This window comes from Actinomyces sp. S6-Spd3, from assembly GCF_000758755.1.
Taxonomy (GTDB): domain Bacteria; phylum Actinomycetota; class Actinomycetes; order Actinomycetales; family Actinomycetaceae; genus Pauljensenia.
The window spans coordinates 194010-217485 of the sequence record NZ_JRMV01000275.1 but is presented as its reverse complement, the minus strand read 5'-3'; the positions used below and the strand labels follow the sequence as shown (position 1 = coordinate 217485).

Below are 23476 nucleotides of genomic sequence, written 5' to 3'. Positions count from 1 at the left end.
GCCACAACACACTTACGGTGGGGTCTTGGAACACAGTGTTCCAAGACCCCACCGCATTTCTTACACCCACAACACACACCACCCCAGCTACCACTAGCACGACTTGCTCTCTCAGCAGCCTTCCTGCTCCAGCGTTAAAGTCGAGGTATGAGTGAAGTTTCCAAATCCTTAAGCTCTATGTCGCAGTTCCGTGATGAGCTGAATGCGCGCGAAGTTCTCGCTGAACTTTTCACTGACGCGCACACCGCATACACCTTTACTGATGAACCGGTTACGGATGAGCAGCTTCGTGCCGCTTACGATTTGGCTAAGTGGGCACCGACTGGAGTGAACGGCCAGCCGCTTCGCGTCGCAGTCGTTCGTGCTGGAGCAGCGAAACAACATCTGCTCAATGCTCTTCCCCGCGGGAACAGGGAGCAAGCTCAAGGCGCACCTTTAGTATTGGTGTGCGGTGCAAAAATGGATTTTTACCGCGATCTTCCCGCACTGCATCCACGTGGTGAACACTATGAAAAGCTCTTGATGGCAAATGAGAAGATGCGCACGCATATGGCCCATACATCAGCCACGATTCAAGTTGCTTATTTGATTCTGGCTCTTCGGGCACAGGGCTTGGAAACCGGCCCCATGAACCCAGATGACGCGCGACTTCTTCATGACTACTTCTTCCCTGGAGAGGATATCGAGCCTATTTTGGTGATTAATGTTGGCCACGCGGGTGCGAATGCATACCAGGAACGCGGGCCACGGGTGGGGTACGATGAGGTGTTTCGCGAACCGCAGGTTAACGCCTGAAGCCACGAGGAGGATGCCATGGCTGATGAAGCACGAGTTCGAAAAGTTCAAGATCGTATCCAAGAGACGGTCGCTTCTCTTTTAGGACGTCGCATCAAGGATCCGCGCCTAGGCTTTGTCACGATCACTGACGTTCGCGTGACCGGAGATCTCCAACACGCCTCGATTTTCTACACTGTGCTCGGAAATGAAGACGACCGTGCCGGTACCGCGCGCGCCTTCGAATCAGCAAAGGGCCTTATTCGTAGCGAGGTTGGTAAAGCCCTTGGCATTCGGCTCACTCCCAGCCTGGAGTTTATCCCGGATGCTCTACCAGAAACGGTAGCCTCGCTCGAGACCGCACTCGCATCAGCGCGTGCACACGATGAAGAAGTCTCACGTCTCGCGGTCGGCGCAAGCTACGCTGGCGACGAGGATCCCTATCGCAAGGCTGATGACGAAGAAGACGAGCAGGACGAGCGTTAATGTCTGCTGCTTCGGTGAGCTCGGGGCTTCTGATCGTTGACAAACCCCAGGGAATCACAAGTCACGATGTTGTCTCGCGCGTTCGTCGCCTCGCGCATACACGCCGTGTTGGTCACGCAGGAACGCTTGACCCAATGGCGACCGGCGTCTTGGTCCTTGGAATCAACAAAGCGACACGACTTCTCACGTGGATCACTGACCATTCAAAACGTTACGAAGCTCGCCTACGCCTCGGCGTGGAGACGACAACTGAGGACGCGGAAGGGGAAGTGACGCTCGCGCGAGGGTGCACCGGCCTCGATAGTGAAGAATTTGCGCGTACACTGGAGCGCTTTCGCGGGCTAATCTCGCAAGTTCCCTCCGCAGTCAGTGCAATTAAAGTTGACGGAAAGAGGGCTTACGCGCGGGTTCGCGCCGGAGAAGAAGTGAAGCTCAAGCCTCGGCAGGTGGAAATTTCCCTGCTCGAGGTCAAGGGCGAAGCGCATCCTCACAGCGTCACTTACAACGTTGAAGGGGAAGAACGCCGTGTCCCCTGCGTAGATGTCGATATCGTCGTTGAATGTTCCGCCGGAACATATATCCGTGCTCTCGCCCGCGATATCGGTCATGCACTTGGCTGCGGCGCGCATTTGATTGCACTGCGACGTACTCGGGTTGGAGAGTTCTCTCTTGAACGTGCACACACTTTAGATTCTCTTTCCGAGGCCCAGCACCGCGACGGGGAAGACCTACCGGAAAATGAAGGAGCTCCGCTCCCGTTGACATCGCTCAGCGAGGCAGCGCGTGCAATGTTCCCCGTGCTTGAACTGACGCAAGCCGAGGCCGGTGCTTTCGCCCATGGGCAGGCGCCTCGCCGTTCTGCCCTTGAAGTTCGCGAATTTGCTGAGCGATGTGGGGGAAGGGACACAGCTTCGACCTGCGGTCCCATTGCCGCGATTAATGGCGAAGGGGAAGTTGTCGGACTTCTTGAGATTCGTGATTCTCGTTTGAAGACAATCCTTGTTTTTTAGAAAGTGACCACTGTGAAGATTTGGCGTTCGATTGAAGAAATCCCGAACGAGATAACGTCGGTGGTGACAATCGGCAATTTCGATGGGATGCACGAGGGGCATCGTCAGGTGATTGCGACAGCTGTTGCTCGGGCAAGAAGTAGGGGAGTGAAGGCTGTTGCTTGCACTTTTGATCCCCACCCCCGCATCGTTCATAATCCTGACACTGCACTCAAACTTATTTCTCCGCTGCGGGATCGTTTGGATGCGATGGCAGCAACCGGTTTGGATGCGACTTTTGTTATTCACTACGACGCTTCGGTCTATTCCCTCACCCCTCGAGACTTTGTCGAGAAATACCTAGTTCAGGCGCTGGGGGCAGTCGAAGTTGTCGTCGGCAAAGACTTCCGTTTTGGCCGTGAAAATTCCGGCGATCTTACGACTTTGACGCAGTTGGGCCAAGAATTTGGTTTTACAGTCGAGTCAGTCGAGGACGTTGAAGCTCCTGAAGGGCGCCGCTGGTCATCATCTTGGGTGCGAGAACTCCTTGAAGCAGGCGATGTTTCTGGCGCGGCGCGTGTGCTTGGTCATCTTCACCGCATCCGTGGCACGGTTGAGCATGGGTATAAACGAGGCCGTGAGTTGGGTTTCCCCACCGCAAACCTGTGCAATGACATTGAAGGTGTCGTTCCAGGTGATGGCGTCTACGCTGGATGGCTTGTCAGGCACGTCGGGGACAGCGGTGCGGCAGAGTTCCTTCCCGCTGCGATTTCTGTGGGGACAAATCCTCAATTTGACGGTGAAGTACGCACTGTTGAAGCGCATGTTCTGGGCAGAAGCGACCTGAATCTCTACGGAGAGAACGTATCGATTATGTTCGTGAGTCGTATTCGAGCGATGGAATCTTTTGATTCCTTGGATGCCCTGCTGTGTCGTATGGATGAGGATCTTCGGGTTACTGCGTATGTTCTTGGCGTTGGTGTACCAACGCGCGTTGATCCGCAGGCAGTGACTGCGCGCTGAACTGTGCCATAGGCTCTGATCTCGGTTGACGCTCGTGCTACAGATCACGACAAAAGCTTTGAGATGAGATGCTAAACTTGCCTATGCCGTCATGTCGGCCACGGATAGTATGCGCAGGGGATGGCCCTGTGGCTCCGTGCAACAAGTATGAAGGAGAAGCCTGTGCCACTGAGCAAGGACGTCAAGGATCAGATCATCGCCGAGTACGCTACCCACGAGGGTGACACCGGCTCCCCCGAGGTCCAGATTGCGCTGCTGACCCAGCGAATCAAGGATCTGACCGAGCACTTCAAGACTCACAAGCACGATCACCACTCACGTCGTGGTCTGCTGCTGCTGGTTGGTCGTCGTCGTCGCCTCCTCGGCTACCTCGCTGAGGTCGACATTGAGCGTTACCGCTCACTGATCGAACGACTGGGCCTGCGTCGCTGATTGTCATCCGGCTCGATTCCCTGTTGGAATCGAGCCGGATCACTACGTGTGGGCAAGGTGCTCGCGCAATAACTCAATAGTTTGATAGAGGCGTGAACGTGCGCGGTTTTCGACAGTGGTTTACGGCTTCTCTGGCGCCCAAAGTGATATGGGAAGAGCCGGATCAAAGCCGTGGACTTCGATCGAAGGCCGATACGAACGCCCAAGTAGTGTGAAACACGTAAATTCAAGGAGAACACACATATGATGGAAGGCGAAGATATCGTCTCTGCAGAGGCGATCATCGACAATGGTCGTTTCGGTAAGCGCGTTGTCCGCTTTGAAACTGGCCGCCTCGCCAAGCAGGCCGCAGGTGCGGCCATGGCCTATCTTGATGATGAAACTGCGATTCTTTCCGCAACCACCGCGGGCAAGCAGCCCAAGGACCAGTTCGACTTTTTCCCGCTGACCGTTGACGTTGAGGAACGTTCCTACGCTGCGGGTCGTATCCCCGGATCCTTCTTCCGCCGTGAAGGCCGTCCCGGAACCGAGGCAATTCTTGCGGCTCGTCTGATCGACCGCCCGCTGCGCCCCGGATTCAAGAAGGGCCTGCGCAACGAGGTTCAGGTTGTCGCAACCGTCCTGGCTGCACACCCGAACGACGCCTATGACGTGCTGGCGATTAACGCGGCCTCCATGTCGACCCAGATTGCTGGTCTGCCCTTCTCCGGCCCCATTGCCGGTACCCGTCTGGCTCTCATCGACGGCCAGTGGGTGGCATTCCCGCGCTGGTCGGAGATGGAACGCTCTGTCTTCAACATCGTTGTCGCAGGCCGTATCGTCACCACTGAAGATGGTGGCGAAGACGTTGCGATCATGATGGTCGAAGCTGGCGGCGGCGAAAACGAATGGGACCTGATTCAGGCAGGCGCCGTTGCTCCTACCGAAGATGTGGTCGCTGACGGTCTCGAAGCTGCCAAGCCCTTCATCCGCGCGCTGTGCGAAGCCCAGATGAAGGTTGCTGCTGTCGCCTCGAAGGAAACCACCGAATTCCCGATCTTCCTCGATTACACGGATGAGCAGTACACCGCTGTTGAGCAGTGGGTTGGCGATAAGCTCGCCAAGGCACTCCTCACCGAGGGCAAGCTTGCTCGCGAAGAAGCTGTGGACGCCGTCAAGGCAGAGATGCTTGAAGCTTTGGCAGAAGAGTGGCCCGAAGCTGAGAAGGAACTCAAGGCAGCTTTCCGCTCCCTCGAGAAGCAAACCATCCGTAACCGCACTCTGCGCGAAGAAATCCGCATGGACGGTCGTTCGCTGCGCACCATCCGCTCCCTGAGCGCAGAGGTCGAAGTTCTGCCTCGCGTTCACGGTTCGGCTCTCTTCCAGCGCGGCGAAACCCAGATTCTGGGCGTGACGACACTGGCCATGCTCCGCATGGAACAGCAGCTTGATAACCTTTCGCCCATTACGGCGAAGCGCTACATGCACCAGTACAACTTCCCGCCGTACTCGACCGGTGAAACCGGCCGCGTTGGCTCGCCCAAGCGTCGCGAAATCGGCCACGGTGACCTTGCAGAGCGCGCTCTCAAGCCCGTGATTCCTTCACGCGAAGAGTTCCCCTACGCAATCCGCCAGGTCTCCGAGACCATGGGATCCAACGGTTCTTCTTCGATGGGCTCTGTGTGTGCATCGACCCTGTCGCTGCTCCAGGCTGGTGTGCCGCTGCGCGCCCCCGTCGCTGGTATCGCAATGGGCCTCATGACCGGTGAAGTTGATGGCAAGCAGAAGGCCGTCACCCTGACCGACATTCTGGGTGCTGAAGACGGCTTCGGCGACATGGACTTCAAGGTCGCCGGTACCCGCGAGTTCATTACCGCTTTGCAGCTGGATACCAAGCTCGATGGTATCGACTCCCAGGTGCTGCGTGGCGCGCTGGCACAGGCCCGCGATGCACGTTTGCAGATCCTTGACCTGATGGAGCAGGCAATTGACGCTCCCGATGAGATGAGCCCCTACGCTCCTCGCATCATCACCGTCCAGGTCCCCGTCGACAAGATTGGCGAGGTCATTGGTCCCAAGGGCAAGATGATCAACCAGATCCAGGAAGACACTGGCGCGGAACTCACCATTGAAGACGATGGAACCGTTTACATCGGTGCATCGACCGGTGAAGCTGCAGAAGCTGCACGTGCAATGGTCAACCAGATCGCCAACCCACAGATGCCCGAGGTGGGGGAGCGCTTCGTGGGAACCGTCGTCAAGACGACCTCCTTCGGTGCCTTCGTTTCCCTGACCCCCGGCAAGGATGGTCTCCTGCACATTTCGCAGGTCCGTCGCCTGGTCGGCGGCAAGCGCATTGATTCGGTTGAAGATGTGCTGCAGGTTGGCCAGCAAGTCGAGGTCGAGATTCACGAGATTGGTGACCGCGGTAAGCTCAGCCTGTACGCCGTCGTCGATGGCGAAACCGGTGAACTCGAGGCCAGCGATGAACAGCCTCGCCGCCGCGAGCGCTCAGAGCGTCCCGAGCGCCGTGAGCGTCGCGAGCGTCGTCCCCGCACCCGCACTCGTCGTCGCCGTGAAGACGACGAGGCCGCGGCAGAAGGCTCTGACGAGGAGTGACCTCGCGCTGAGGGCGCTGTCCTAGGACGCGTTGACGAACCTTAAACCCTGTGTGGGGCGAAGGAAATCCTTCGCCCCACACGGCATATTTGTGCCTTTGCAACAGCCTGTTTATCGCCATCAGGGTGTCATCTCAGTTATTTAGAAAAACGGTAATTATCGACGAATCTCGTCGGAAAAAATTTGATTCTTTGGGTCTAAAGACCCCTCATTTTCGTGTGGCGCCATTGATAGCGTTGGGGATGTGTCAGCGATTATTGCCTGTGACATATCGTGTTTCGACACCGATGTATGTTCGCAGAAATTCACCGCCCCCAGTGGCGGGATGCTGCACGAACAAGCCGCAATTATGGACGAATGTAGTCCAGGATATGTGCGGTATCACCCTAGTCTGATGAACTCTATTCTTCAGTGATAGAAAGGTCTTTCACATGTTGGGTTCTGCAGAGAGAAAAGCGAGTGACCTGAGCGCGGGTCACCGCATCTTCCTTCTGATCTTGGTCTCGATCGGTAGCTCGATCATTTACACCCCCGCCTATCTTCAGTATGTCTTCGAAGAACCGCTGGGTAAGGCCCTCATCGCCTCGGGTGGTGCTACGCCCGAAAACGTTGCCACCACGCTGGGTACACTTCTGAGCGCATACGCTATGACCGCACTTGTGTGCTATCTGCCCTCCGGTATCGTGGCGGATATTGTTCGCGTTCGTACCCTTTCGTGGGTCGGTTTCGGTCTGACTGCGCTGCTGACCTTCTGGTACGCAATGTTCCCCTCGCTGACCACGATTCGCTTCCTGTTTGTCGCGATGGGCGTCACAACCATCCTCATTTGGTGGGGTATTCGTTACAAGCTGGTGCGCCTGATCTCCGATGAAAATGGCTACTCGCGCAACATTGGTCTTTCTTACGCTTTCTACGGCCTCGCAGGTCTGATCCTGGGCTTCTTCAACTCATGGCTGGTTGCCCACCTCGCATCGCGTGGTGACATCATCCCCATGCGTACCCTGCTCTTCATCCTGGGTGGCCTGATTATGGTTCTCGCTGTCCTCTCCTTCTTCTTCATTCCGAAGTTTGAAGGCGAAATCGGCTCCACCGAAGGCGGTTTCTCGGTTAAGCAGATCGGACAGGTCTTGGCGAACCCCGTCGTGTGGTTGGCAGCTGCCACCTTGTTCTTCGTCTACTTCTTCTACACCGGCGTGAACCAGACCACCGGCTACATGAATAAGGTCATGATGCTTGCTCCCGCAGTGGTCACCATGGTCGCAACCGTCCGTACCTATGGTATTTCTCTGGTCTCGGCTCCCTTCTTCGGATGGGTTGCTGAGAAGGTCGGTTCGCCTTCGCGTGTCATTGCAGCTGCTTCGTTGCTGGTTGCTGTGCTCTTTGCCGGATTCGCTGTCCTGCCCTCGGGTGCAAACGCTATCCTCACCGCTGGATTGGTGATCGTCTTGGCCTTCATTGCCAACGGTGTCTTCGGCATTGTTTCCTCGCAGCTCACTGAGGGTAAGGTCGCTCCCGCGGTCTTTGGTACGGCCTCGGGCCTGCTCTCGGTCATCGGCTTCCTTCCCGATACCTTCTCCTACACCTGGTTTGGCTCGATTCGCGACGCCGCAGGTGATGCACAAGAATCAGCGTTCCATCAGATCTTCATGATCCTTGGCGGCGCAGCCCTTCTGGCAGCAGTTTGTGCGATCGCTCTGGTTGTCGTGATTCGTATTCGCGAGAAGAAGAACGTCGAGGCCTGAAAACCACGTACTGAGGAAGGAGGACGTAGTGGCACACAAACTTGATGTTCCCAGCATGTGGAGTGAGCAGATGGGCGCCGTCGTTGCCAAGCAAAACGAGCTGGCAAAAGACGCATACTCGACCGATCAGAGCATCGAAGAGATGCGACAGGCCTATCGCAGTGAACGCCGTTTCTGGAACGAGGGCGGTCCGCATGTGGAAAGCGCGGAAGATCGAATGGTCCCGACGCGTTACGGGAGTATCCCGGTGCGCCGCTACGTCCCCCAGGCCTCGGAAGAAGAACATAACGAATCTGCTCGCCCCCTGATTGTTTATGTTCACGGTGGCGGCTGGTTGATCGGCGATGTCGATACCCATGATCGCATCACGCGCACGATTGCCTCGCTCACAGGAGCCATCGTCGTTTCAGTGGGCTATACGCTCTCTCCGGAAGCGCAATACCCGCAGCCGATTGAAGAAATTTCAGACGTCACCGACTACATCGTCCAGCACGCTCAGGAGTGGGGAATTGATCCTCAGGATGTCTCCTTCTCGGGGGACAGTGCGGGTGCAAATATGGCATTCGGTGCGCTGCTCTACCTGCGTGATCACGGCAAAGCTGTGAACGCGCGCAGCATGTTGCTCTTCTACGGAGCATACGGCTTGCGTGACTCTCGTTCGATGCGACTGTTGGGCGGTCCTTGGGATGGGCTTACCGAAGCCGATTACGAGTACTATCTCAAGGCCTACCTTGGGGACCTTGAAAAGATTCGCGAACCTTACGTGAATATTTTGGATAACGATATGTCTTCGGCAGTCCCTCCCTGTTTCATCGTGGCCGCAGGCTTGGATCCTCTCAAAGACGATTCCGAGGCGCTCCACGAACTGCTTGATATCGCGGGGGTGGATAACGAATTCGTCGTCTATCCGAAGGTCATCCACGCATTCCTTCATCATTCTCGGATGTTGGATGACACGATCGATGCGATGCGGCGGGCCGCTGACTTCTTCCACAGCCACAAAATCTAAGAAACTCACACATTTCACATCACTGACGATAGGAAGCAAAATGGACTTTTCACTGAGCGAAGACCAGCAATTGATGGTCGATGGATTCACCGAATTGATGGAGTCGCGTAACTGGGAGAAGTACTTCCAGGAATGCGATGAACGCTCCGAATACCCCCAGGAATGGGTTTCGGCCATTTGCGAGCTCGGTTTTGACCAGATCCTCCTTCCTGAGGAAAACGGCGGTCTGGGGGCCGATTGGGTAACCCTTACCGCCGCTTACGAGGCCCTTGGCCGCGCCGGTGGCCCCACCTACGTTCTCTACCAGCTTCCCTGCTGGGATACCGTTCTGCGTGAAGGCACCGAGGAACAGAAGGAAAAGATCCTTTCCTTCGTGGGCACCGGTAAGCAGATGCTCAACTACGCAATGACCGAGCCGAGTGCAGGATCATCGTGGGATGACATGCGCACGACCTACACCCGTAAGGACGGTAAGGTCTATCTGAACGGTCACAAGACCTTTATTACTTCCTCCAAGTACGTGCCTTACCTGGTTGTCATGGCTCGCGATAGCGACAACATGGACACCTACACCGAATGGTTTGTCGATATGTCCCTGCCGGGCATTACCAAGGAACCCCTGCACAAGCTGGGCCTGCGCATGGACTCTTGCTGCGATATCTACTTCGATAACGTCGAACTTCGCGAAGAAGACCTCTTCGGAACTGAAGGAAATGGATTCCGCCGCGGAGTCGCCGACTTCGATCTTGAGCGTTTCCTTGTTGCTCTGACCAACTACGGCCAGGCCTACTGCGCCTTCGAGGACGCAGCGCGCTACGCCAACCAGCGTGTCCAGGGTGGACAGGCAATTGCCCGCCACCAGCTCATCCAGCTCAAGTTCGCGGACATGAAGGTTGCGCTCACCAATATGCGCAACATGCTCTACGAAATTGCATGGAAGCACGATAACGGTCTGCTTGGCCGTGGTGACTGCTCCATGGCGAAGTACTACTGCGCACACGCAGCATTTGAGGTCGTCGATAATGCTCTTCAGGTTCTGGCAGGCGTCGGTATTACCGGTGAACACCGCGTCCAGCGTATGTTCCGCGACCTGCGCGTTGACCGCGTCAGCGGTGGCACTGACGAAATGATGATCCTCACCGCAGGCCGTGCAGCTCTGAAGGAATACCGCTGATCGGCGGGAGGTGTATCTGATGTCATTACCCGTTGATAAGCCGTCCTACGGCAACCTTGACGGCCTGAAGGTCGTTTACTCTGCGGTGGAGATTGCTGTTCCTACCGCATGCGAAATTATGTCGGAGTGGGGTGCCGATATCACCTGGATTGAGAACACCTACAGTGGTGACTCTGTGCGTGATACCGAGTTCGTCAAGGAGATGGAACGACGTAATCAGCGCTCCATCTCGATGAATCCTTTCACGGATGAAGGAAAAGAGATTATCCGCGCGCTGGTCAAGGATGCGGATATCTTCATCGAATCCTCGAAGGGCCCGGTGTGGGCACGAAAGGGGATCACCGATGACTTCCTGTGGGAGGTCAACCCCCGCCTAGTCATTGTGCACGTTTCCGGTTTCGGCCATGTTGGTGATCCCAAGCGTGTTCACTCTGCGGCATATGATCTGACCGTCCAGGACTATTCGGGTTACGTGTACCAGAACGGCACGCCTGAAGAAGCAATGACGGCAGCGCCCTATACCGGTGACTACTTCAACTCGCTCATGGTGATCTCCTCTGCACTGGCTGCGGTTTTCCGCGCTCAGCGCACCGGAGAAGGTGAGTCGATCGACATCGCAATGTATGAAACGATGCTGCGCGTCGGCAGCTACTACATGATCGACTACATGAATAAGGGTGTGCTCTACCCGCGCGCGGGCGCTCGTCACCAGAACCTGTGCGCGATCGGCCAGTACAAGACCAAGGATGGTGTCTTGGGTCTGTGCTGCTACGGCATTCCTCAGAACAAGTACCTGCTCGAGGTCATTGGTCTGGGTGATCTGTGGGGGACAGAAGAGTACCCCGAGGACACCTCAGCGCTGTGGCTTGACGGCCCCAAGGCCTCGTTGATCGAGCAAAAACTGGAAGAGTACCTGCTCACCCAGAACGTCGACGATGTTGAGGCAGATTTTGTTGCCCACAAGATCGCTGCTCAGAAGTGCTTGGATTTCGACGACCTCATGGCCGAAGAACACACCAAGCTGCGCGGAAACTTCATGGAGTGGGAGAACCGCGAAGGGGAGACGATCAAGGGCCTGAATACGGTTCCTCGTTTTGCACATCGCCCCGGCGGTTTCTGGCGTCCGATGCCCGCATTGGGTGAAGACACTCGAGATGTCCTCCACCGCAGCGGTTTCTCAGATGCGGATATCGAGCGTTTCAAGGCCTCCGGTTCCATCAAGTTCGCCGAAGAGGACTGATTCGTGACGATTCGGGATGAGATTCACTCGCGCACTAATCTGCGCGACATCTGGGAGGATGCGGTCAATGCAGCCCCAGAACGCAGCTTCCTTATTTTTGAGGATGTGTGCGCTGGCGTGCGCGTTGAACGCTCCTACCGTCAGACAGATGAGCAAGTGAATCGATATGCGAATGTCCTTCTCAAACTGGGCTTTCGCAGCGGTGACCGCATTGCACTCTACCTGCCCAATAGCGTCGAGTTCATCGAATGCTTCTTGGCGATCGCGAAGATCGGTGCGGTCATCGTTCCCCTGGACACGAAGGGAACTTCTTTTGAACTTGCCGGGCTGATCGGTGCCAGTGGTGCTCGTGCGGTGATTTGTACCCGAGGGTGCTCGCTGACCCTCGACGAGGCCGTGTTGGCCTCGGGAGTTCAGGTGCTCTTGGTGGGAAGTGATGCCGGTGAGGAGGAGTCTTCTCTACCCGCTCTCAGTCGGAGCTGCTCGCCTCAGCTGGATTACGATCCGCAGCTTGAAGCGCTGAGTCTTTTGGAAATTATGTTCACCTCTGGGACGACCGCGTCTCCTAAAGGTGTCATGATCACGCATGCCAATGCCGTATTTTCAGGAAAATACGTTAACTGGGAACTGGCGATGACCAGTGATGATCGCTACGCGACTTCTATGGTTGCTAGCCACGTGAATTTCCAGCTCTCAGCCTTCATTCCGGTCATCACCGCTGGAGCGACGCTGATTCTTCTTAGCCGTTACAGCGCACATCGTTTCTGGAAATCGGTGTGTGAAACCCGAGCGACTTTGGTCCAGGGAATGGCACTGATTGTCATGACGATGCTTGCTCAACCCGTGGATCCAGAAGAACAGAACCACTGCGTGCGTCAGATGCACTATTTCCTGATGCTGTCTGATGAAGATAAAGAACGCTTTGAAAAGCGTTTTGCTGTTCCACTACTCAATAACTATGGCTCGACCGAGACCCTGGTTGGAGTTGTCACCGATCCGCCCGTGGGGGAGCGGCGCTGGCCTTCAGTGGGACAGGTTGGTCCTGGCTATGAGCTCAAGATTTGTGATGAATCCGGAGCAGAAGTAGCGCAGGGACACAATGGTGAGATCCGCATTCGGGGCGAGATGGGGATCTCGCTTATGCAGGGGTACTGGCAGCGCCCCGATGCGACTGGGGAGGCGGTCATCGATGGGTGGTATCACACCGGTGACTGGGGATACGTTGACCCCGACGGATGGCTCTTTTTCGTCGATCGGCGACACGACCTCATCAAGCGCAACGGTGAGTCGGTGACCTCGGGTGAAATTGAAAACCTTCTTCGCCAAATCCCGGAAGTGAGCGATGCGGCGGTCGTTGGAGTACGCCACCCCATTCGCGGGCAAGATATTCATGCCTTCCTCACCCTCCACCCGGGTAAGGAGCTGAGCCCTGACAGTGTGTTGGAGTTTTGCCGCCAACGACTGTCTTCCTTCAAAGTTCCCAACGAGGTACGGATCGTCGATGAGCTGCCTCGCGGTGAATACGGCAAAGTCAACAAAGAATTACTCAAAACCCTGTGAAAGGAACAGGCATGGCAATCAATACGGATATGGTCGGACAGACCTTCGGTCCTTTCGTCCGTGACTACACTTTCCGTGATCTTGAGCTGTTTGCTCTTGGCTGCGGTGCAGGTATCGATGGCAAGGACGGCCTCGAATACCTCAACGAGCACGATGAACGTAATCCTCAGCTCAAGGTTCTGCCCATGTTTGGTGCGATGCTCATCGTGGATTCCGAGGTCACTCGTACCATTGACTACGGCTACAACTATGCGGGCTCCCTGCACTGGGGCTTCGATATTCGTTTCCACCAGCCGATCACTAAGATGAGCGATCACTTGGAAACTATGGTTCGCCTTGAAGGCCTCTATGACCGTGGTGAGGGCCGTGGCCTGCTCGCTCAGCATATTGGGGACACCTACGATTCGGACGGAAACCTGCTTTTCACGAACGAATCTTGGGACTGCCTGATTTACGACGGCGGTTGGGGTGGCCCCAAGCCTCCCAAGGACATCGTTGAGATGCCAGAGCGCGAGGCTGACGTCGAGGTTGTTGAGCGTATTCCTGAGAACCAGGCTTTGATCTACCGCCTGTCGGGCGACTATCACCCGCAGCATATCGACTGGGATTATGCAGCTGAGAACGGTGAGCCTCGTCCCATTCTTCACGCGATCTCTTACGCGGGTGTTGTTATGCGTCATGCAATCAACGCTTTCGTTCCCGGAGAACCCGAGCGCATCACCCGTTTCAAGACCCGCATTACTTCGCCGGTTCTGCCCGGAAGCACTCTGAAGACGAAGCTGTGGAAGGTCGGAGAAGGCGAGCTCCGTTTCCAGCTGGTGGACGAAGATGCTGATGTCACCGGTGCGAAGCCGCACCTGAACTGGGGGATTATCGAATACCGCTGAAGTAACCTTGAAAGCATAGCTGCGTGATCACACGATGATCTGCAGTTCTGCTATCGAGGTGTTAGAGGAGATACACGCAGTGAAAAAGGAAGTAACAGATCTCGAAGATCTGGATATGTCGGGTGTGCTGTGGCGCATCATCGCATTTTCCAGTGGTGGTCCATTCCTTGAAGGCTATGTTCTAGGAATTATCGGCGTGGCGCTTTCACGCCTAGGTACCGATATCGAGATCAGTAATTCCATGTCGGGCTTGCTGGGAATTGCCGCTTTGGTCGGTCTTTTCTTAGGTGCCGCAGTCGGAGGATGGCTGACGGACCTCATTGGTCGTCACAAGATGTTCATTCTTGACCTGATTGTCATTGTCGTTTTGTCGGTACTGTGTGCCGTCGTTACGTCTCCTCTGCAATTAGTGGCTCTGCGCTTCCTCATCGGTGTGGCAATCGGCGCAGATTATCCGATTGCCACATCGATGATTGCGGAGTTCTCACCGCGCAAACATCGCGCAATGTCGATGGGCATGATCGCTGCCGCATGGTATCTCGGTGCCAATGTCGCAGCTCTTGTGGGCTACGCGCTTTACGAAACCCCTCACGGCTGGCGCTGGATGCTGGCGTCGTCTGCGATCCCGGCAGTACTAATTCTTATCGGACGTTGGGATATCCCCGAATCTCCCAGGTGGTTGGCATCGAAAGGCCGCCAAGAAGAAGCCGATCGCGTTGTCATGAAGCTTTTCGGTGAAAATGTCCGCCTTCCTGCGCAAGAGGTTGCCGAGAAAACTGAGTTTAAGAAGATCTTCAGTGGTGTTTATCTGCGTCGCGTGATCTTCGTTGGTGTGATTTGGCTCTGTCAGGCAATTCCGATGTTTGCTCTTTACACCTATGGCCCCACAATCGTTGGCTCCATTGGCCTTGGAGAGGGACGCAATTCGCTGATTGGCGAGCTTGTTATCGGCACCTTCTTTATGCTCGGTACATTCCCCGCAATGTACTTGGCTGAACGCGTGGGGCGTCGTCCGCTCATCATCTGGTGTTTCTTCGGCATGACGATTGCGCTTGGTTTGATCGGTTTCTTCCCGCAGGGGGGAATCGTTCTGATTTCCATTTGCTTCATCGCCTACGCACTTCTTGCTGGCGGTCCGGGCAACCTCGAGTGGCTCTACCCCAACGAGCTCTTCCCAACCTCCATTCGCGCCTCGGCAATGGGTGTTGCTATGGCTCTGAGCCGAATCGGCACCGTCTACTCAATGTTCGTCCTTCCGGCATTTATCGCCGATTACGGGATCTCGGCAACCATGCTTGCCGGTGCGCTCATTTCGGCACTTGGATTTGGTGTTTCCTTCGCTTGGGCCCCTGAAACCAAGGGACTGAGCTTGGACGTTACAGGATCAGCGGACTTCAAGGGGCGCTAAACGATGTATCGCATTGATTCAGTGGTTGTGAGCGCGTACCGCACGAATTGCTACGCGCTAACGAATGAAGGCGGGACGATTATTGTCGACCCGGGCGACCAAGCGAGCTTCCTACAGCAATGGACGCAGGACTTGGACGTCGTCGGTATCGTGCTCACCCACTGTCATTGCGACCACATCGGGGCAGTTAATGAACTTGTCGCTCAACACGGGTGCTGGGTCGCCTGTGGAGCTGCAGATGTTGCTGGAACGCGCGACTTGCATCTGTCTGGATTCGATGTCGAAGGTATCGACTACGTCGTGGATCACGTTGATCGGCCTTTGAAGGAAGGCGATGTCATTGAGTGGGGGAGCGATCGCCTTGAGGTGATCGATACCCCGGGACACACTCAGGGACATATCTGTTTGATCGATCGCGCCAACTCGATCCTGTTCAGCGGCGACATGCTATTTGCCGGAACGATTGGACGGACTGATTTTCCCGGGGGAGACCGGGCGCTTATGGCCTCATCCTGCGCGAAACTCGCAGAGGTTAATCAGGATCTTCGCGTACTTCCCGGGCACGGTCCAGCCACCACTTTGGCGGCAGAAAAGGCGCAGCTCACGCACTGGGCGCGCGTTCTCTGTCCGCGGGAAGTGGCTCAGGATACTGCGCGTAGTGACGAATTGAGATTGCCATGAAGCTGATCGTCAATCAAAGCTTCAAGGTAACGCGGAACCTTCAGCATGAAGCAGTCGATGTAGTCATCGGGCAGGCAGAAGGTGCGCATCAGAACCGAGCCTTCAATCGCGTCAAGCAGGCGGGTCACCGACAGGGTGTCCTTAATCTGCCCCGCGCTCTTGAACTCCCACAAGCGTGTGCGAATCGCACCCAGGGGGGTAACGAAAATCTTGTTGTGAATCAGGGCGATCGTCGGATCGTTCGTTTCACCAGCCTCGACGAACAGGCGACGAACTGCCCGACGATTCGGCCCAAGGTACTCGCGAAGGCGGAATTCGGCCTCGTTCATCAAAACTTCCCGCGCGCTATTCCCGCGTGGGCCAGGGCAACGAACCAATCGCGCGAAGGCGTCCTTCAGGAGGGCATCGCGGGTTTCCCAGCGTGTGTAAATGCTGGATTTGCCCACTCCGGCAGCGCTGGCGACCTTGGTCAGGTTGAAAGCGGCCCAGCCGACCTCTCCGTAGAGCGTCAGGGCGCTTTCGATGATCTTGGTTTCGACCACTTCATCGCGTGGCCGACCAACTTTGGGCGCGTCTTGTCGAGGATTCGGCACGACTTGCACCTTTCTTTCATAGCTGCTGGTAAGCGCCATATTACTCGCACCTTGCGGGTTAATGCGTGCGCTTTTCGGGAGCTGAGAAAACTTGGGGAGTCTTCCCTGTATCTATCCGAAAACAACACTCAAGAGAGAAGGACACGATGAGTATCGTTGTCGCGTATAAGTACGCTGCAAACCCGCAGGATACAACCGTGGGTTCTGATGGTGTCGTTGACTGGTCGCGTGCGAAGGCCGCGGTGAGTGAATACGACCCCGTTGCCATTCAGGTGGCACGCACTGTCGCAGATGCTAAGGGCGAAGAGCTCGTTGGTATTTCCGTAGGAGACGCACTGGTGTCCTCCTCAATGGCAAAAAAGGCTGCTCTTTCGCGCGGATTCGACCGTGCGTTGGTCGTTGCCGATGATGCCGCTCGTGATCTGAACGCCACTGCGGTCGCAGCTGCGCTTGCCGCTCTGGTTCGCAAGGTTGAAGGCGCGAATATCCTCTTGACGGGCGACTCTTCCATTGACGAGTCCGCCAAGATGATGTCTGCTCTGGTCGCAGGTTACCTGGGATGGCCCTGTTTCCAGGAGGTTTCCGCGGTTGAGGCCAACGGAAATGGATGGACCATCACGCAGGCTACCGCCTCTGGTACACGTACGATCACGGTCGATGGCCCCGTCGTCGTTGCCGTGACAACAGATGCTGCGACCGTCAAGGTTCCCGGTATGAAGGATGTTCTGCAGGCAGGAAAGAAGCCGATGGACACCGTTGCTCTTGCAGATCTGGGTGTCGAGCCGATTTCTGTTGAGGTCACCGGCCGCCTGCGCCCGGTCGCTCAGGAACGTAAGAAGGAAATTCTCAGTGGTGACGACGCCGCTGTGAAACTGGTCGAGGCGCTGCGTAGCGCTGGTGTGCTCTGAGAAAGGACTTGGACAATGACTAACACATGGATCATTACGACATCGAATCAGATTGCATCCCTCGTCGAGGCCGCGCGTGCGATCGGTCCCGTAACCGTCATCGCTCTTGGCGACGAGGCCACCGGCATCGCTGGTGTTGACCGCGTTGTGGCCATCGGTCGTGGAAGCAATGCGCCTCTTGAGGCTTTTGCCCCCGCAGTGAACGCTGTGTTGGAAGGCGCTGGCGCAGATATCGTCTTCGCCGCGAACCGTCCCGTTGAGCGCGTCCTTGCCGGCGCTGTCGCAGCGCGCCTGGGCCTTCCCCTCATCAACGGTGCGCTCCGCGTTTCCGCTGGCGAGGCCGAAGTTTCGCGCTTTGGTGGCCTGACTCAGGAGACCATTTCCTTCCCCGGCGGCGCTGTTGTCGTCCTCGAAGGTGGAGCCCCCGTCGAAGGCGCAGAAGTTGCGCCCGAGGCCGGCTCGGAAGAGCACTACGAGGCCAGCGTGAGCGCTGTGGAGCCCGCTGGTTCAGGTCCCGCCAATCTTGCTGCAGCGCGTCGTATCGTCGCAGCCGGTCGGGGCTTCAAGGCCGAGGAAGATCTGCAGATCGCCCGCGACCTGGCCGCAGCACTGGGCGCAGAGCTCGCCTGCTCCCGTCCCTTGGCTGAAGGTACCGCTTGGCTGTCAAAGGATCGCTATGTTGGTGTTTCCGGCATGCACGTTGCTCCGGATCTGTACCTTGCTGCCGGTATTTCCGGTCAGGTTCAGCACACCTCGGGTATGTCCGATTCGAAGGTCGTCGTTGCTGTCAATAGTGATGCCAATGCCCCGATCTTTGAGGTTGCTGACTACGGAATCGTGGGCGACCTCTACGATGTCCTGCCTGCGATTACCGCAGCACTTTCCTGAGGAAGAGTATGTCTGAAGAAGTAGAGGTTGATTTCGAGGTCATCGTGATCGGTGGAGGTGTAGCCGGTTGTGTTGCCGCCTATACTCTTGCCGGACAGGGACACGAGGTCCTTCTCATTGAGCGTGCGATGGAACCCGGTTCCAAGAATCTCTCGGGTGGTGTTTTCTACTGCCGAGTAATGGAACAGGTCTTCCCGGACTTCATTCATGAAGCTCCTGTAGAACGCCGAATCACACGTAATATCGTCAGCCTGCTCAATGAAAAGTCAGCGGTCAACATTGACTACTGGGATCAGCGTCTTGCTGAGCCCGCTAATGCAGTCACAGTGTTGCGCGCAAAGCTCGATTTGTGGCTGAGCGAGAAGTGTGAGGAGGCCGGTGTCACTGTGATGCCGGGTGTGAAGGTTGACTCCCTCATCATCGAAAACGGACAGGTTGTTGGTGTTCGTGCCGGGGAAGATGAGCTGCGCTCCCACGTTGTGGTTGCAGCAGATGGGGTGAACTCTTTCATTGCCCAGCAGGCGGGAATCCGCACTAAAGAGCCGAAGAAACACCTTGCAGTGGGTGTGAAGTCGGTGATCGCTCTTCCCGAGAAGGTCCTTGAAGATCGCTTCAATGTTCGCGATAACTGCGGTGCAGCCTACGCAATGGTTGGGGATGCGACCCAGGGCGTTGCAGGCGGAGCTTTCATGTACACCAATAAAGATTCCGTCTCTATCGGTGTTGTCATGCGCCTTGATGACTTGGAAGCATCGGGCTTGTCTTCTTCGGATGTCCATGATCACCTGCTCACCCATCCGGCAATTGCTCCTCTTCTTGAAGACGGCGAATTGCTTGAGTACGGGTGCCACCTGACCATTGAAGATGGGCCTCAGATGGTGACGCATGATCTCACCCGTCCGGGGTTGGTGATTATTGGCGATGCAGCTGGATTCACTCTTAATACTGGTTTGACTATTCGAGGGATGGATCTTGCTGCGGGTTCTGCGCTAGCGGCTTCAACGGCGGTTCATGCTGCCCTTGAATCCGGCGATTTCTCTCAGGCAGCGATGGATCGCTACCTCAGTGAGTTGAAATCTTCCTTCGTCGGGCAGGACATGCAGACCTACGCGAAGGCCCCTGCTTTCCTTGAGCGTCCTCGTATGTACAAGGACTATGGACGCCTTGCTGCAGAGGTTTTCTACGGAGTCTTCAACCATGATCTTCGCCCGCGTCGCCACATCATGAAGGTTGCGATGGACGCGTTCAAGGCTTCTGGCCTGCGTTTGCGTGCTCTCATTAGTGACGGCTTGGCCGGTATCAAGGCGTTGTGAGGCAGGAGGAACAATGAGCACATTGAAAATTGAGAGTGTTCCCGCCCGTCTTTCGCGTAACACTTACAACCTTGACGAGGAAGAATCTCATATCGAGGTCAACCAGGAGCGCGCTCGTGCCACCGGTGCCGGCAAGCTCTTGGAGCGAATCTGCCCGGCACATGTCTACTCGGTAGAAGAGGATGGGACCGTTGGAGTGGAATATGCCGCATGCCTAGAATGCGGTACCTGCTTGGCTATTGCCCCTGAAGGTGTTTTGAAGTGGCACTATCCCAGGAGCGGTTTCGGGATCATGTTCCGAGAAGGCTAAGGGCTTCTCCATTTGAAGTGGTGGGTTGAAAGCGTCTGCTTTCAACCCACCATTCTTGTTGTGTCCCTCGAATCCATAACTGCCTCAATGCATTCGGTGATATTTCCACGGGTGAGGGAATGACCCTCTGCAGAATTCCCGCCTACATGTAGAGGACGCCATTCAAGTGATGCAGTCTTTCTTTCTCCATGGAGTCTTTGTGGGCCATGAGCATTTAGATGAACCTCAAATATGGGAAGATCCCGAGTCGCTGAGGTGCTTTGACCTATCGGAAACAATCGATGCTCATCCGCATGCGTTCCCGTCGCATGTGCATCGGCGTCGATGAATGTGCACGAGGAAGATTCAGCGCTAAGACATATGAGGAGTGAATGTAAGTGTGATCGCTTCGCGCGCATGACGATATCCGTGCAATCTTCTAGGCACAAATGTTTGGCGGAAGAATGAGTGGTGGAGAGGACCAACGCTTCCATTCCGCTTCGTCCCAGTTCCCGGGCAAAAGGGAGAAGGAAAGTGCAGGCGGCTTGTTCCACTTCTTTGCGTGCGCCTAAAAGCCCGACACCAACGATGTTTTGGTAACCCAAGCGAAGTGCTTGGGCTGATGGATCAACTCTGTATCCCAAAGTTTCTGCCGCCTCGTGAACGCGCTTGGTGAGCGCATCGCTGACGTGAGCGCTTCCCCGCAGGACATGAGAGACAGTCCCAACGGATACTCCAGCAAGAAGAGCAACGTCGGACATTGTTGGTGTTTTGGCCATGAGAGCCCCCTTTCTCTGGCCAACACTGTGCCGTAATCGCACGCCTGCCGGGTGCAGAACAAGTAAATTGTGGAAACACGCCGATGGGGTTCTTCCCTGTGCATAGGGAGACTGCGCCTTGCACGCGTGCATATTAAGCTGGTCATCAGGCGACCCTAGGAGGAGAAATGCTGCGACGCCTGACGGACACGATCGTATGTGGAGTACTGCTGATCTTTGATGTGCTGGCGTGGCTCATTGTCGGAACCTTTTCGGGTTTTGATCATTCAGAACCGGGAAAGATTGCTTCAGTGTCCTTGAGTGCTCTCATCATTGTTGCTGTACCCGCACTTGCAACGTGTATGATCGCGGCGCTCGCTCGCATGATCACAAAGACTTCCGCACGTCGTTTCTACGCGTGGGCGCTCTTCCTGAGCGCTGTGGCTGGGGGATTTTGCTACCTCACCGCAATGGTCTCTTCCTTCCAAGGAATGGAAGTCGGTCTGCGCTGGATGGCATGCTATTTCGCGATCCAAGCGATTATCTCCCTGGTCCTGTTGATCGTGGGCCTTACCGGTGGCATCCCGCAGACCGCTGAAGACGCGCACGCTTTGAACCAAGCCGCGCTGAAGAGGTCGTCTTCTGCCGCGAAGCCTTCCTCTGCCGAGGCCTCGGCCCCAACCGTGCGCACCTCATCCGCCGTCCCTCCTGTTCCGTCAATTAGTTCCACGCAAAAGCCAACCGCTCGCGCAGACGCCGAAGCGGCCTCGTCAGAAGAGAAAAAGGAACGTTCATGACCAACGATGAATTCCGGGTGCTCCCGCTGGAATCAACCGGCGATGGCGCGCAGCAATGGGAGGACTCGGGATCGACGGTGACTCGAAGCGTTCTCGACAATGGACTACGCGTTATCACCCAAAAGATTCCGGCGACCCGTTCTCTTGCACTGAGCTGGTGGATTGGCGCGGGGTCTCGCGACGAAGACGAAGACAGCGCAGGTTCAACGCACTTTCTTGAACATCTTCTCTTCAAAGGCACAGCTCGACGCAGCGCTTTTGATATCGCACAGGCATTTGACGCCGTAGGGGGCGAATCAAACGCTGAAACCGGGAAAGAACATACAAACTACTGGGCTCGAGTCCTCAGTGATGACACGGCAATGGCCATTGATGTTCTCGGTGACATGATCTCAGGATCGCTCATTGATCCCGAGGAATTTGAAACCGAGCGCGGCGTCATTTTGGACGAGCTCGCGATGTCAGAGGACAACCCTCCCGAGGTTGTTCACGAGGCATACCAACTGGCAGTTTTTGGCGATAACTCACTGGGGAGGCCCGTGGGGGGAAGCCAAGAGACCATTAGAAGTGTCAAACGGGACGACGTCTGGGACTACTATCGACGCGTCTATGCCCCTTCGTCTTTGATCATTGCTGCAGCGGGGGATGTCAATCACGACGAAATCGTTGAGAAGGTTTGTCGCTCTCTTAGTGGTGCTTGGTCGGAAGAGCTTTCACGCGCTCAAAGCCCCAGGCCGCGACGTTCAACGCAGATGACGAACAGCGATGAATATCAGCCCGAACGCGTGACTCGCTACCGTCATATTGAACAAGCACATGTCATCGTCGGCGGGCCATCCATGCGTGCCGGAGATGATCGCCGTCCCGTCATGTCGGTTTTACTATCGATTTTGGGCGGTTCAATGTCTTCCCGTCTCTTCCAAGAAATTCGTGAGAAGCGTGGTCTTGCCTATTCGACCTATGCATTTGATTCCGCCTATTCGAACGCGGGTGCATGGGGAATGTATGCGGGGACTTCACCTGAACGAATTACTGAAGTTGAAAAACTCATGCTTGGAGAGTTGGAGAAACTCGCAATTTACGGGCCTAGCGAGGAAGAACTCATTCGCGTGCGCGGGCAACTTCGAGGTGGAATGGCTCTGGGCTTGGAAGATACGCTCTCGCGAATGTCACGACTGGGACGTTCCGAGCTTAACGGCAGGTATTTCACTGTTGATGCCGCTCTTGCTCGTATTGAAAGAGTTCAAGCCGAGGATGTTCGCGCGCTAGCGGAAGAACTTGCTGGGCGAAGTGTCTTCACCGCCGAGGTCTTGCCGGGGGAGCGTCAGTGACGAAGCGAAGTGTTCGTCCTGCGCGCCTGAGCGACTTGAATGCGATTGCTGCTCTTGCGCAAGAGTCTTTCACGGAGATCTTTGACGCGTGTGCTCTCCCTATTGATCATCCGCTTCGAGGCCACGTGTTGGGAAGTACTCGCCAGCTGTGGGAGCGGACCCTTTCCACGCAGGGAAAGAACGCGGATTCAGGACACACTTTCGTTGCCCTCGAAGGGGAAAGTCCCGTTGGTTTGATCTCGATCATCTCTGCGCCGGTTCAGTCTCTTGAGCTTGGGCAGGCTAAGGAAATTCCTGCTGGAGTAGAGGTGACAACGCTCTATGTTCATCGCAGTTTCCGTCGAAGCGGACATGGATCGCGTTTGCTCGCAGCAATTGTTGATACTCTCCAACCCGCTTCCCTTCGAATGTGGCTGGCACCCGAAGATACGCTGATGCTCCGTTTCCTTCAGGGAAGTGGTTTTCTACCAGCGGGACTGAAGCGCTCGTTCATGTTTGATGAGGCGCTTCAGGTCCGGCGTGATGAGCACTTGTGGTGGGCACTTCGCTCCTAGCTTGTGTTCCGAGTGGGCCGTGAAAGTCTAGACGTGGCACAC

The 23476-nt window shown here is 56.0% G+C and carries 23 protein-coding genes; 21 read left to right on the top strand and 2 right to left on the bottom strand.

Annotated features, from left to right (window positions below; genetic code table 11):
* Positions 1-147 precede the first annotated feature (147 nt).
* The 14 genes from HMPREF1627_RS05240 (at position 148) to HMPREF1627_RS05175 (ending at position 16003) form a co-directional block, all read left to right on the top strand.
* Positions 148-795, top strand: coding sequence for a malonic semialdehyde reductase (locus HMPREF1627_RS05240; protein WP_034501660.1), 648 nt, complete (start codon positions 148-150; stop codon positions 793-795).
* Positions 796-813: 18 nt separating this feature from the next.
* Positions 814-1260: a 30S ribosome-binding factor RbfA gene (rbfA, locus tag HMPREF1627_RS05235; protein WP_034501659.1), complete on the top strand. Its 447-nt coding sequence runs from the start codon at positions 814-816 to the stop codon at positions 1258-1260.
* Positions 1260-2270, top strand: a complete 1011-nt coding sequence (gene truB / locus HMPREF1627_RS05230) for a tRNA pseudouridine(55) synthase TruB (protein WP_034501656.1) — start codon at positions 1260-1262, stop codon at positions 2268-2270. Before rbfA ends, truB begins: the two co-directional genes overlap by 1 nt.
* Before the next feature lie 12 nt (positions 2271-2282).
* Positions 2283-3272 carry a bifunctional riboflavin kinase/FAD synthetase gene (locus tag HMPREF1627_RS05225; protein WP_034501654.1) on the top strand — a complete coding sequence of 330 codons (990 nt, stop codon included), beginning with the start codon at positions 2283-2285 and terminating at the stop codon, positions 3270-3272.
* Between the two features lie 162 nt (positions 3273-3434).
* Positions 3435-3704 carry a 30S ribosomal protein S15 gene (rpsO, locus tag HMPREF1627_RS05220; protein ID WP_034501653.1) on the top strand — a complete coding sequence of 90 codons (270 nt, stop codon included), beginning with the start codon at positions 3435-3437 and terminating at the stop codon, positions 3702-3704.
* Between the two features lie 243 nt (positions 3705-3947).
* Positions 3948-6302, top strand: coding sequence for a polyribonucleotide nucleotidyltransferase (locus tag HMPREF1627_RS05215; protein WP_034501652.1), 2355 nt, complete (start codon positions 3948-3950; stop codon positions 6300-6302).
* 431 nt (positions 6303-6733) lie between these two features.
* Positions 6734-8044 (top strand): MFS transporter, encoded by a 1311-nt coding sequence (locus HMPREF1627_RS05210; protein ID WP_034501651.1) that lies wholly within the window; start codon positions 6734-6736, stop codon positions 8042-8044.
* Positions 8045-8072: 28 nt separating this feature from the next.
* A complete protein-coding gene (aes, locus tag HMPREF1627_RS05205) occupies positions 8073-9053 on the top strand; it encodes an acetyl esterase (protein WP_034501650.1) in 981 nt (326 codons plus the stop codon).
* A gap of 40 nt (positions 9054-9093) precedes the next feature.
* Positions 9094-10227 (top strand): crotonobetainyl-CoA dehydrogenase, encoded by a 1134-nt coding sequence (gene caiA / locus HMPREF1627_RS05200; RefSeq protein ID WP_009407921.1) that lies wholly within the window; start codon positions 9094-9096, stop codon positions 10225-10227.
* 19 nt (positions 10228-10246) lie between these two features.
* Entirely contained in the window at positions 10247-11467 is a 1221-nt protein-coding gene (caiB, locus tag HMPREF1627_RS05195; RefSeq protein ID WP_034501649.1) for an L-carnitine CoA-transferase, read from the top strand.
* A 3-nt stretch (positions 11468-11470) separates the two neighbouring features.
* Positions 11471-13027 (top strand): crotonobetainyl-CoA--carnitine CoA-transferase, encoded by a 1557-nt coding sequence (locus HMPREF1627_RS05190; RefSeq protein WP_034501648.1) that lies wholly within the window; start codon positions 11471-11473, stop codon positions 13025-13027.
* An 11-nt stretch (positions 13028-13038) separates the two neighbouring features.
* Entirely contained in the window at positions 13039-13914 is an 876-nt protein-coding gene (locus tag HMPREF1627_RS05185) for a MaoC/PaaZ C-terminal domain-containing protein (RefSeq protein WP_009407924.1), read from the top strand.
* A 19-nt stretch (positions 13915-13933) separates the two neighbouring features.
* Positions 13934-15322, top strand: a complete 1389-nt coding sequence (locus tag HMPREF1627_RS05180) for an MFS transporter (RefSeq protein ID WP_034501647.1) — start codon at positions 13934-13936, stop codon at positions 15320-15322.
* Between the two features lie 3 nt (positions 15323-15325).
* Positions 15326-16003 carry an MBL fold metallo-hydrolase gene (locus tag HMPREF1627_RS05175; protein ID WP_034501646.1) on the top strand — a complete coding sequence of 226 codons (678 nt, stop codon included), beginning with the start codon at positions 15326-15328 and terminating at the stop codon, positions 16001-16003.
* On the opposite strand, the gene HMPREF1627_RS05170 is transcribed toward HMPREF1627_RS05175, so the two are convergent.
* Positions 15964-16596, bottom strand: a complete 633-nt coding sequence (locus HMPREF1627_RS05170) for a TetR/AcrR family transcriptional regulator (RefSeq protein WP_034501704.1) — start codon at positions 16594-16596, stop codon at positions 15964-15966. The genes HMPREF1627_RS05175 and HMPREF1627_RS05170 overlap by 40 nt on opposite strands.
* 146 nt (positions 16597-16742) lie before the next feature.
* On the opposite strand from HMPREF1627_RS05170, the gene HMPREF1627_RS05165 reads away from it, so the two are divergent.
* The 4 genes from HMPREF1627_RS05165 to HMPREF1627_RS05150 are packed head-to-tail and all read left to right on the top strand — an operon-like array spanning position 16743 to position 20015.
* Complete coding sequence (locus tag HMPREF1627_RS05165) at positions 16743-17504, top strand: electron transfer flavoprotein subunit beta/FixA family protein (protein WP_034501645.1); 762 nt, start codon at positions 16743-16745, stop codon at positions 17502-17504.
* Positions 17505-17519: 15 nt separating this feature from the next.
* Complete coding sequence (locus HMPREF1627_RS05160; RefSeq protein ID WP_034501644.1) at positions 17520-18392, top strand: electron transfer flavoprotein subunit alpha/FixB family protein; 873 nt, start codon at positions 17520-17522, stop codon at positions 18390-18392.
* A gap of 8 nt (positions 18393-18400) precedes the next feature.
* On the top strand, positions 18401-19705 hold the full coding sequence (locus HMPREF1627_RS05155) for an FAD-dependent oxidoreductase (protein WP_034501643.1): 1305 nt from the start codon (positions 18401-18403) through the stop codon (positions 19703-19705).
* 13 nt (positions 19706-19718) lie between these two features.
* The gene (locus HMPREF1627_RS05150) at positions 19719-20015 is read left to right on the top strand and encodes a ferredoxin family protein (RefSeq protein ID WP_034501642.1); all 297 of its coding nucleotides are present in this window, start codon (positions 19719-19721) and stop codon (positions 20013-20015) included.
* Positions 20016-20056: 41 nt separating this feature from the next.
* Here HMPREF1627_RS05150 and HMPREF1627_RS10165 read toward each other — a convergent pair whose 3' ends face one another.
* The gene (locus HMPREF1627_RS10165; protein ID WP_234305253.1) at positions 20057-20755 is read right to left on the bottom strand and encodes a LacI family DNA-binding transcriptional regulator; all 699 of its coding nucleotides are present in this window, start codon (positions 20753-20755) and stop codon (positions 20057-20059) included.
* Positions 20756-20940: 185 nt separating this feature from the next.
* Here HMPREF1627_RS10165 and HMPREF1627_RS05145 point away from each other — a divergent pair, with 185 nt between their 5' ends.
* From HMPREF1627_RS05145 to HMPREF1627_RS05135, 3 genes are read left to right on the top strand one after another with little or no spacing between them, the layout of a single operon-like run.
* Positions 20941-21549 carry a hypothetical protein gene (locus HMPREF1627_RS05145; protein WP_052040850.1) on the top strand — a complete coding sequence of 203 codons (609 nt, stop codon included), beginning with the start codon at positions 20941-20943 and terminating at the stop codon, positions 21547-21549.
* Positions 21546-22880: a M16 family metallopeptidase gene (locus HMPREF1627_RS05140; RefSeq protein ID WP_034501641.1), complete on the top strand. Its 1335-nt coding sequence runs from the start codon at positions 21546-21548 to the stop codon at positions 22878-22880. The genes HMPREF1627_RS05145 and HMPREF1627_RS05140 overlap by 4 nt, the downstream gene beginning before the upstream one ends.
* Positions 22877-23434, top strand: a complete 558-nt coding sequence (locus tag HMPREF1627_RS05135) for a GNAT family N-acetyltransferase (protein ID WP_034501640.1) — start codon at positions 22877-22879, stop codon at positions 23432-23434. Before HMPREF1627_RS05140 ends, HMPREF1627_RS05135 begins: the two co-directional genes overlap by 4 nt.
* Positions 23435-23476 lie beyond the last annotated feature (42 nt).

Coding starts and splice junctions, on each gene's coding strand:
- HMPREF1627_RS05155 (WP_034501643.1), top strand. CDS start 18,401: ATGTCTGAAGAAGTAGAGGTTGATTTCGAGGTCATCGTGATCGGTGGA.
- HMPREF1627_RS05145 (WP_052040850.1), top strand. CDS start 20,941: ATGCTGCGACGCCTGACGGACACGATCGTATGTGGAGTACTGCTGATC.
- HMPREF1627_RS05160 (WP_034501644.1), top strand. CDS start 17,520: ATGACTAACACATGGATCATTACGACATCGAATCAGATTGCATCCCTC.
- truB (WP_034501656.1), top strand. CDS start 1,260: ATGTCTGCTGCTTCGGTGAGCTCGGGGCTTCTGATCGTTGACAAACCC.
- HMPREF1627_RS05140 (WP_034501641.1), top strand. CDS start 21,546: ATGACCAACGATGAATTCCGGGTGCTCCCGCTGGAATCAACCGGCGAT.
- HMPREF1627_RS05210 (WP_034501651.1), top strand. CDS start 6,734: ATGTTGGGTTCTGCAGAGAGAAAAGCGAGTGACCTGAGCGCGGGTCAC.
- HMPREF1627_RS05150 (WP_034501642.1), top strand. CDS start 19,719: ATGAGCACATTGAAAATTGAGAGTGTTCCCGCCCGTCTTTCGCGTAAC.
- HMPREF1627_RS05185 (WP_009407924.1), top strand. CDS start 13,039: ATGGCAATCAATACGGATATGGTCGGACAGACCTTCGGTCCTTTCGTC.
- caiB (WP_034501649.1), top strand. CDS start 10,247: ATGTCATTACCCGTTGATAAGCCGTCCTACGGCAACCTTGACGGCCTG.
- caiA (WP_009407921.1), top strand. CDS start 9,094: ATGGACTTTTCACTGAGCGAAGACCAGCAATTGATGGTCGATGGATTC.
- HMPREF1627_RS10165 (WP_234305253.1), bottom strand. CDS start 20,755: ATGTCCGACGTTGCTCTTCTTGCTGGAGTATCCGTTGGGACTGTCTCT.
- HMPREF1627_RS05240 (WP_034501660.1), top strand. CDS start 148: ATGAGTGAAGTTTCCAAATCCTTAAGCTCTATGTCGCAGTTCCGTGAT.
- rbfA (WP_034501659.1), top strand. CDS start 814: ATGGCTGATGAAGCACGAGTTCGAAAAGTTCAAGATCGTATCCAAGAG.
- HMPREF1627_RS05215 (WP_034501652.1), top strand. CDS start 3,948: ATGATGGAAGGCGAAGATATCGTCTCTGCAGAGGCGATCATCGACAAT.
- HMPREF1627_RS05175 (WP_034501646.1), top strand. CDS start 15,326: ATGTATCGCATTGATTCAGTGGTTGTGAGCGCGTACCGCACGAATTGC.
- HMPREF1627_RS05165 (WP_034501645.1), top strand. CDS start 16,743: ATGAGTATCGTTGTCGCGTATAAGTACGCTGCAAACCCGCAGGATACA.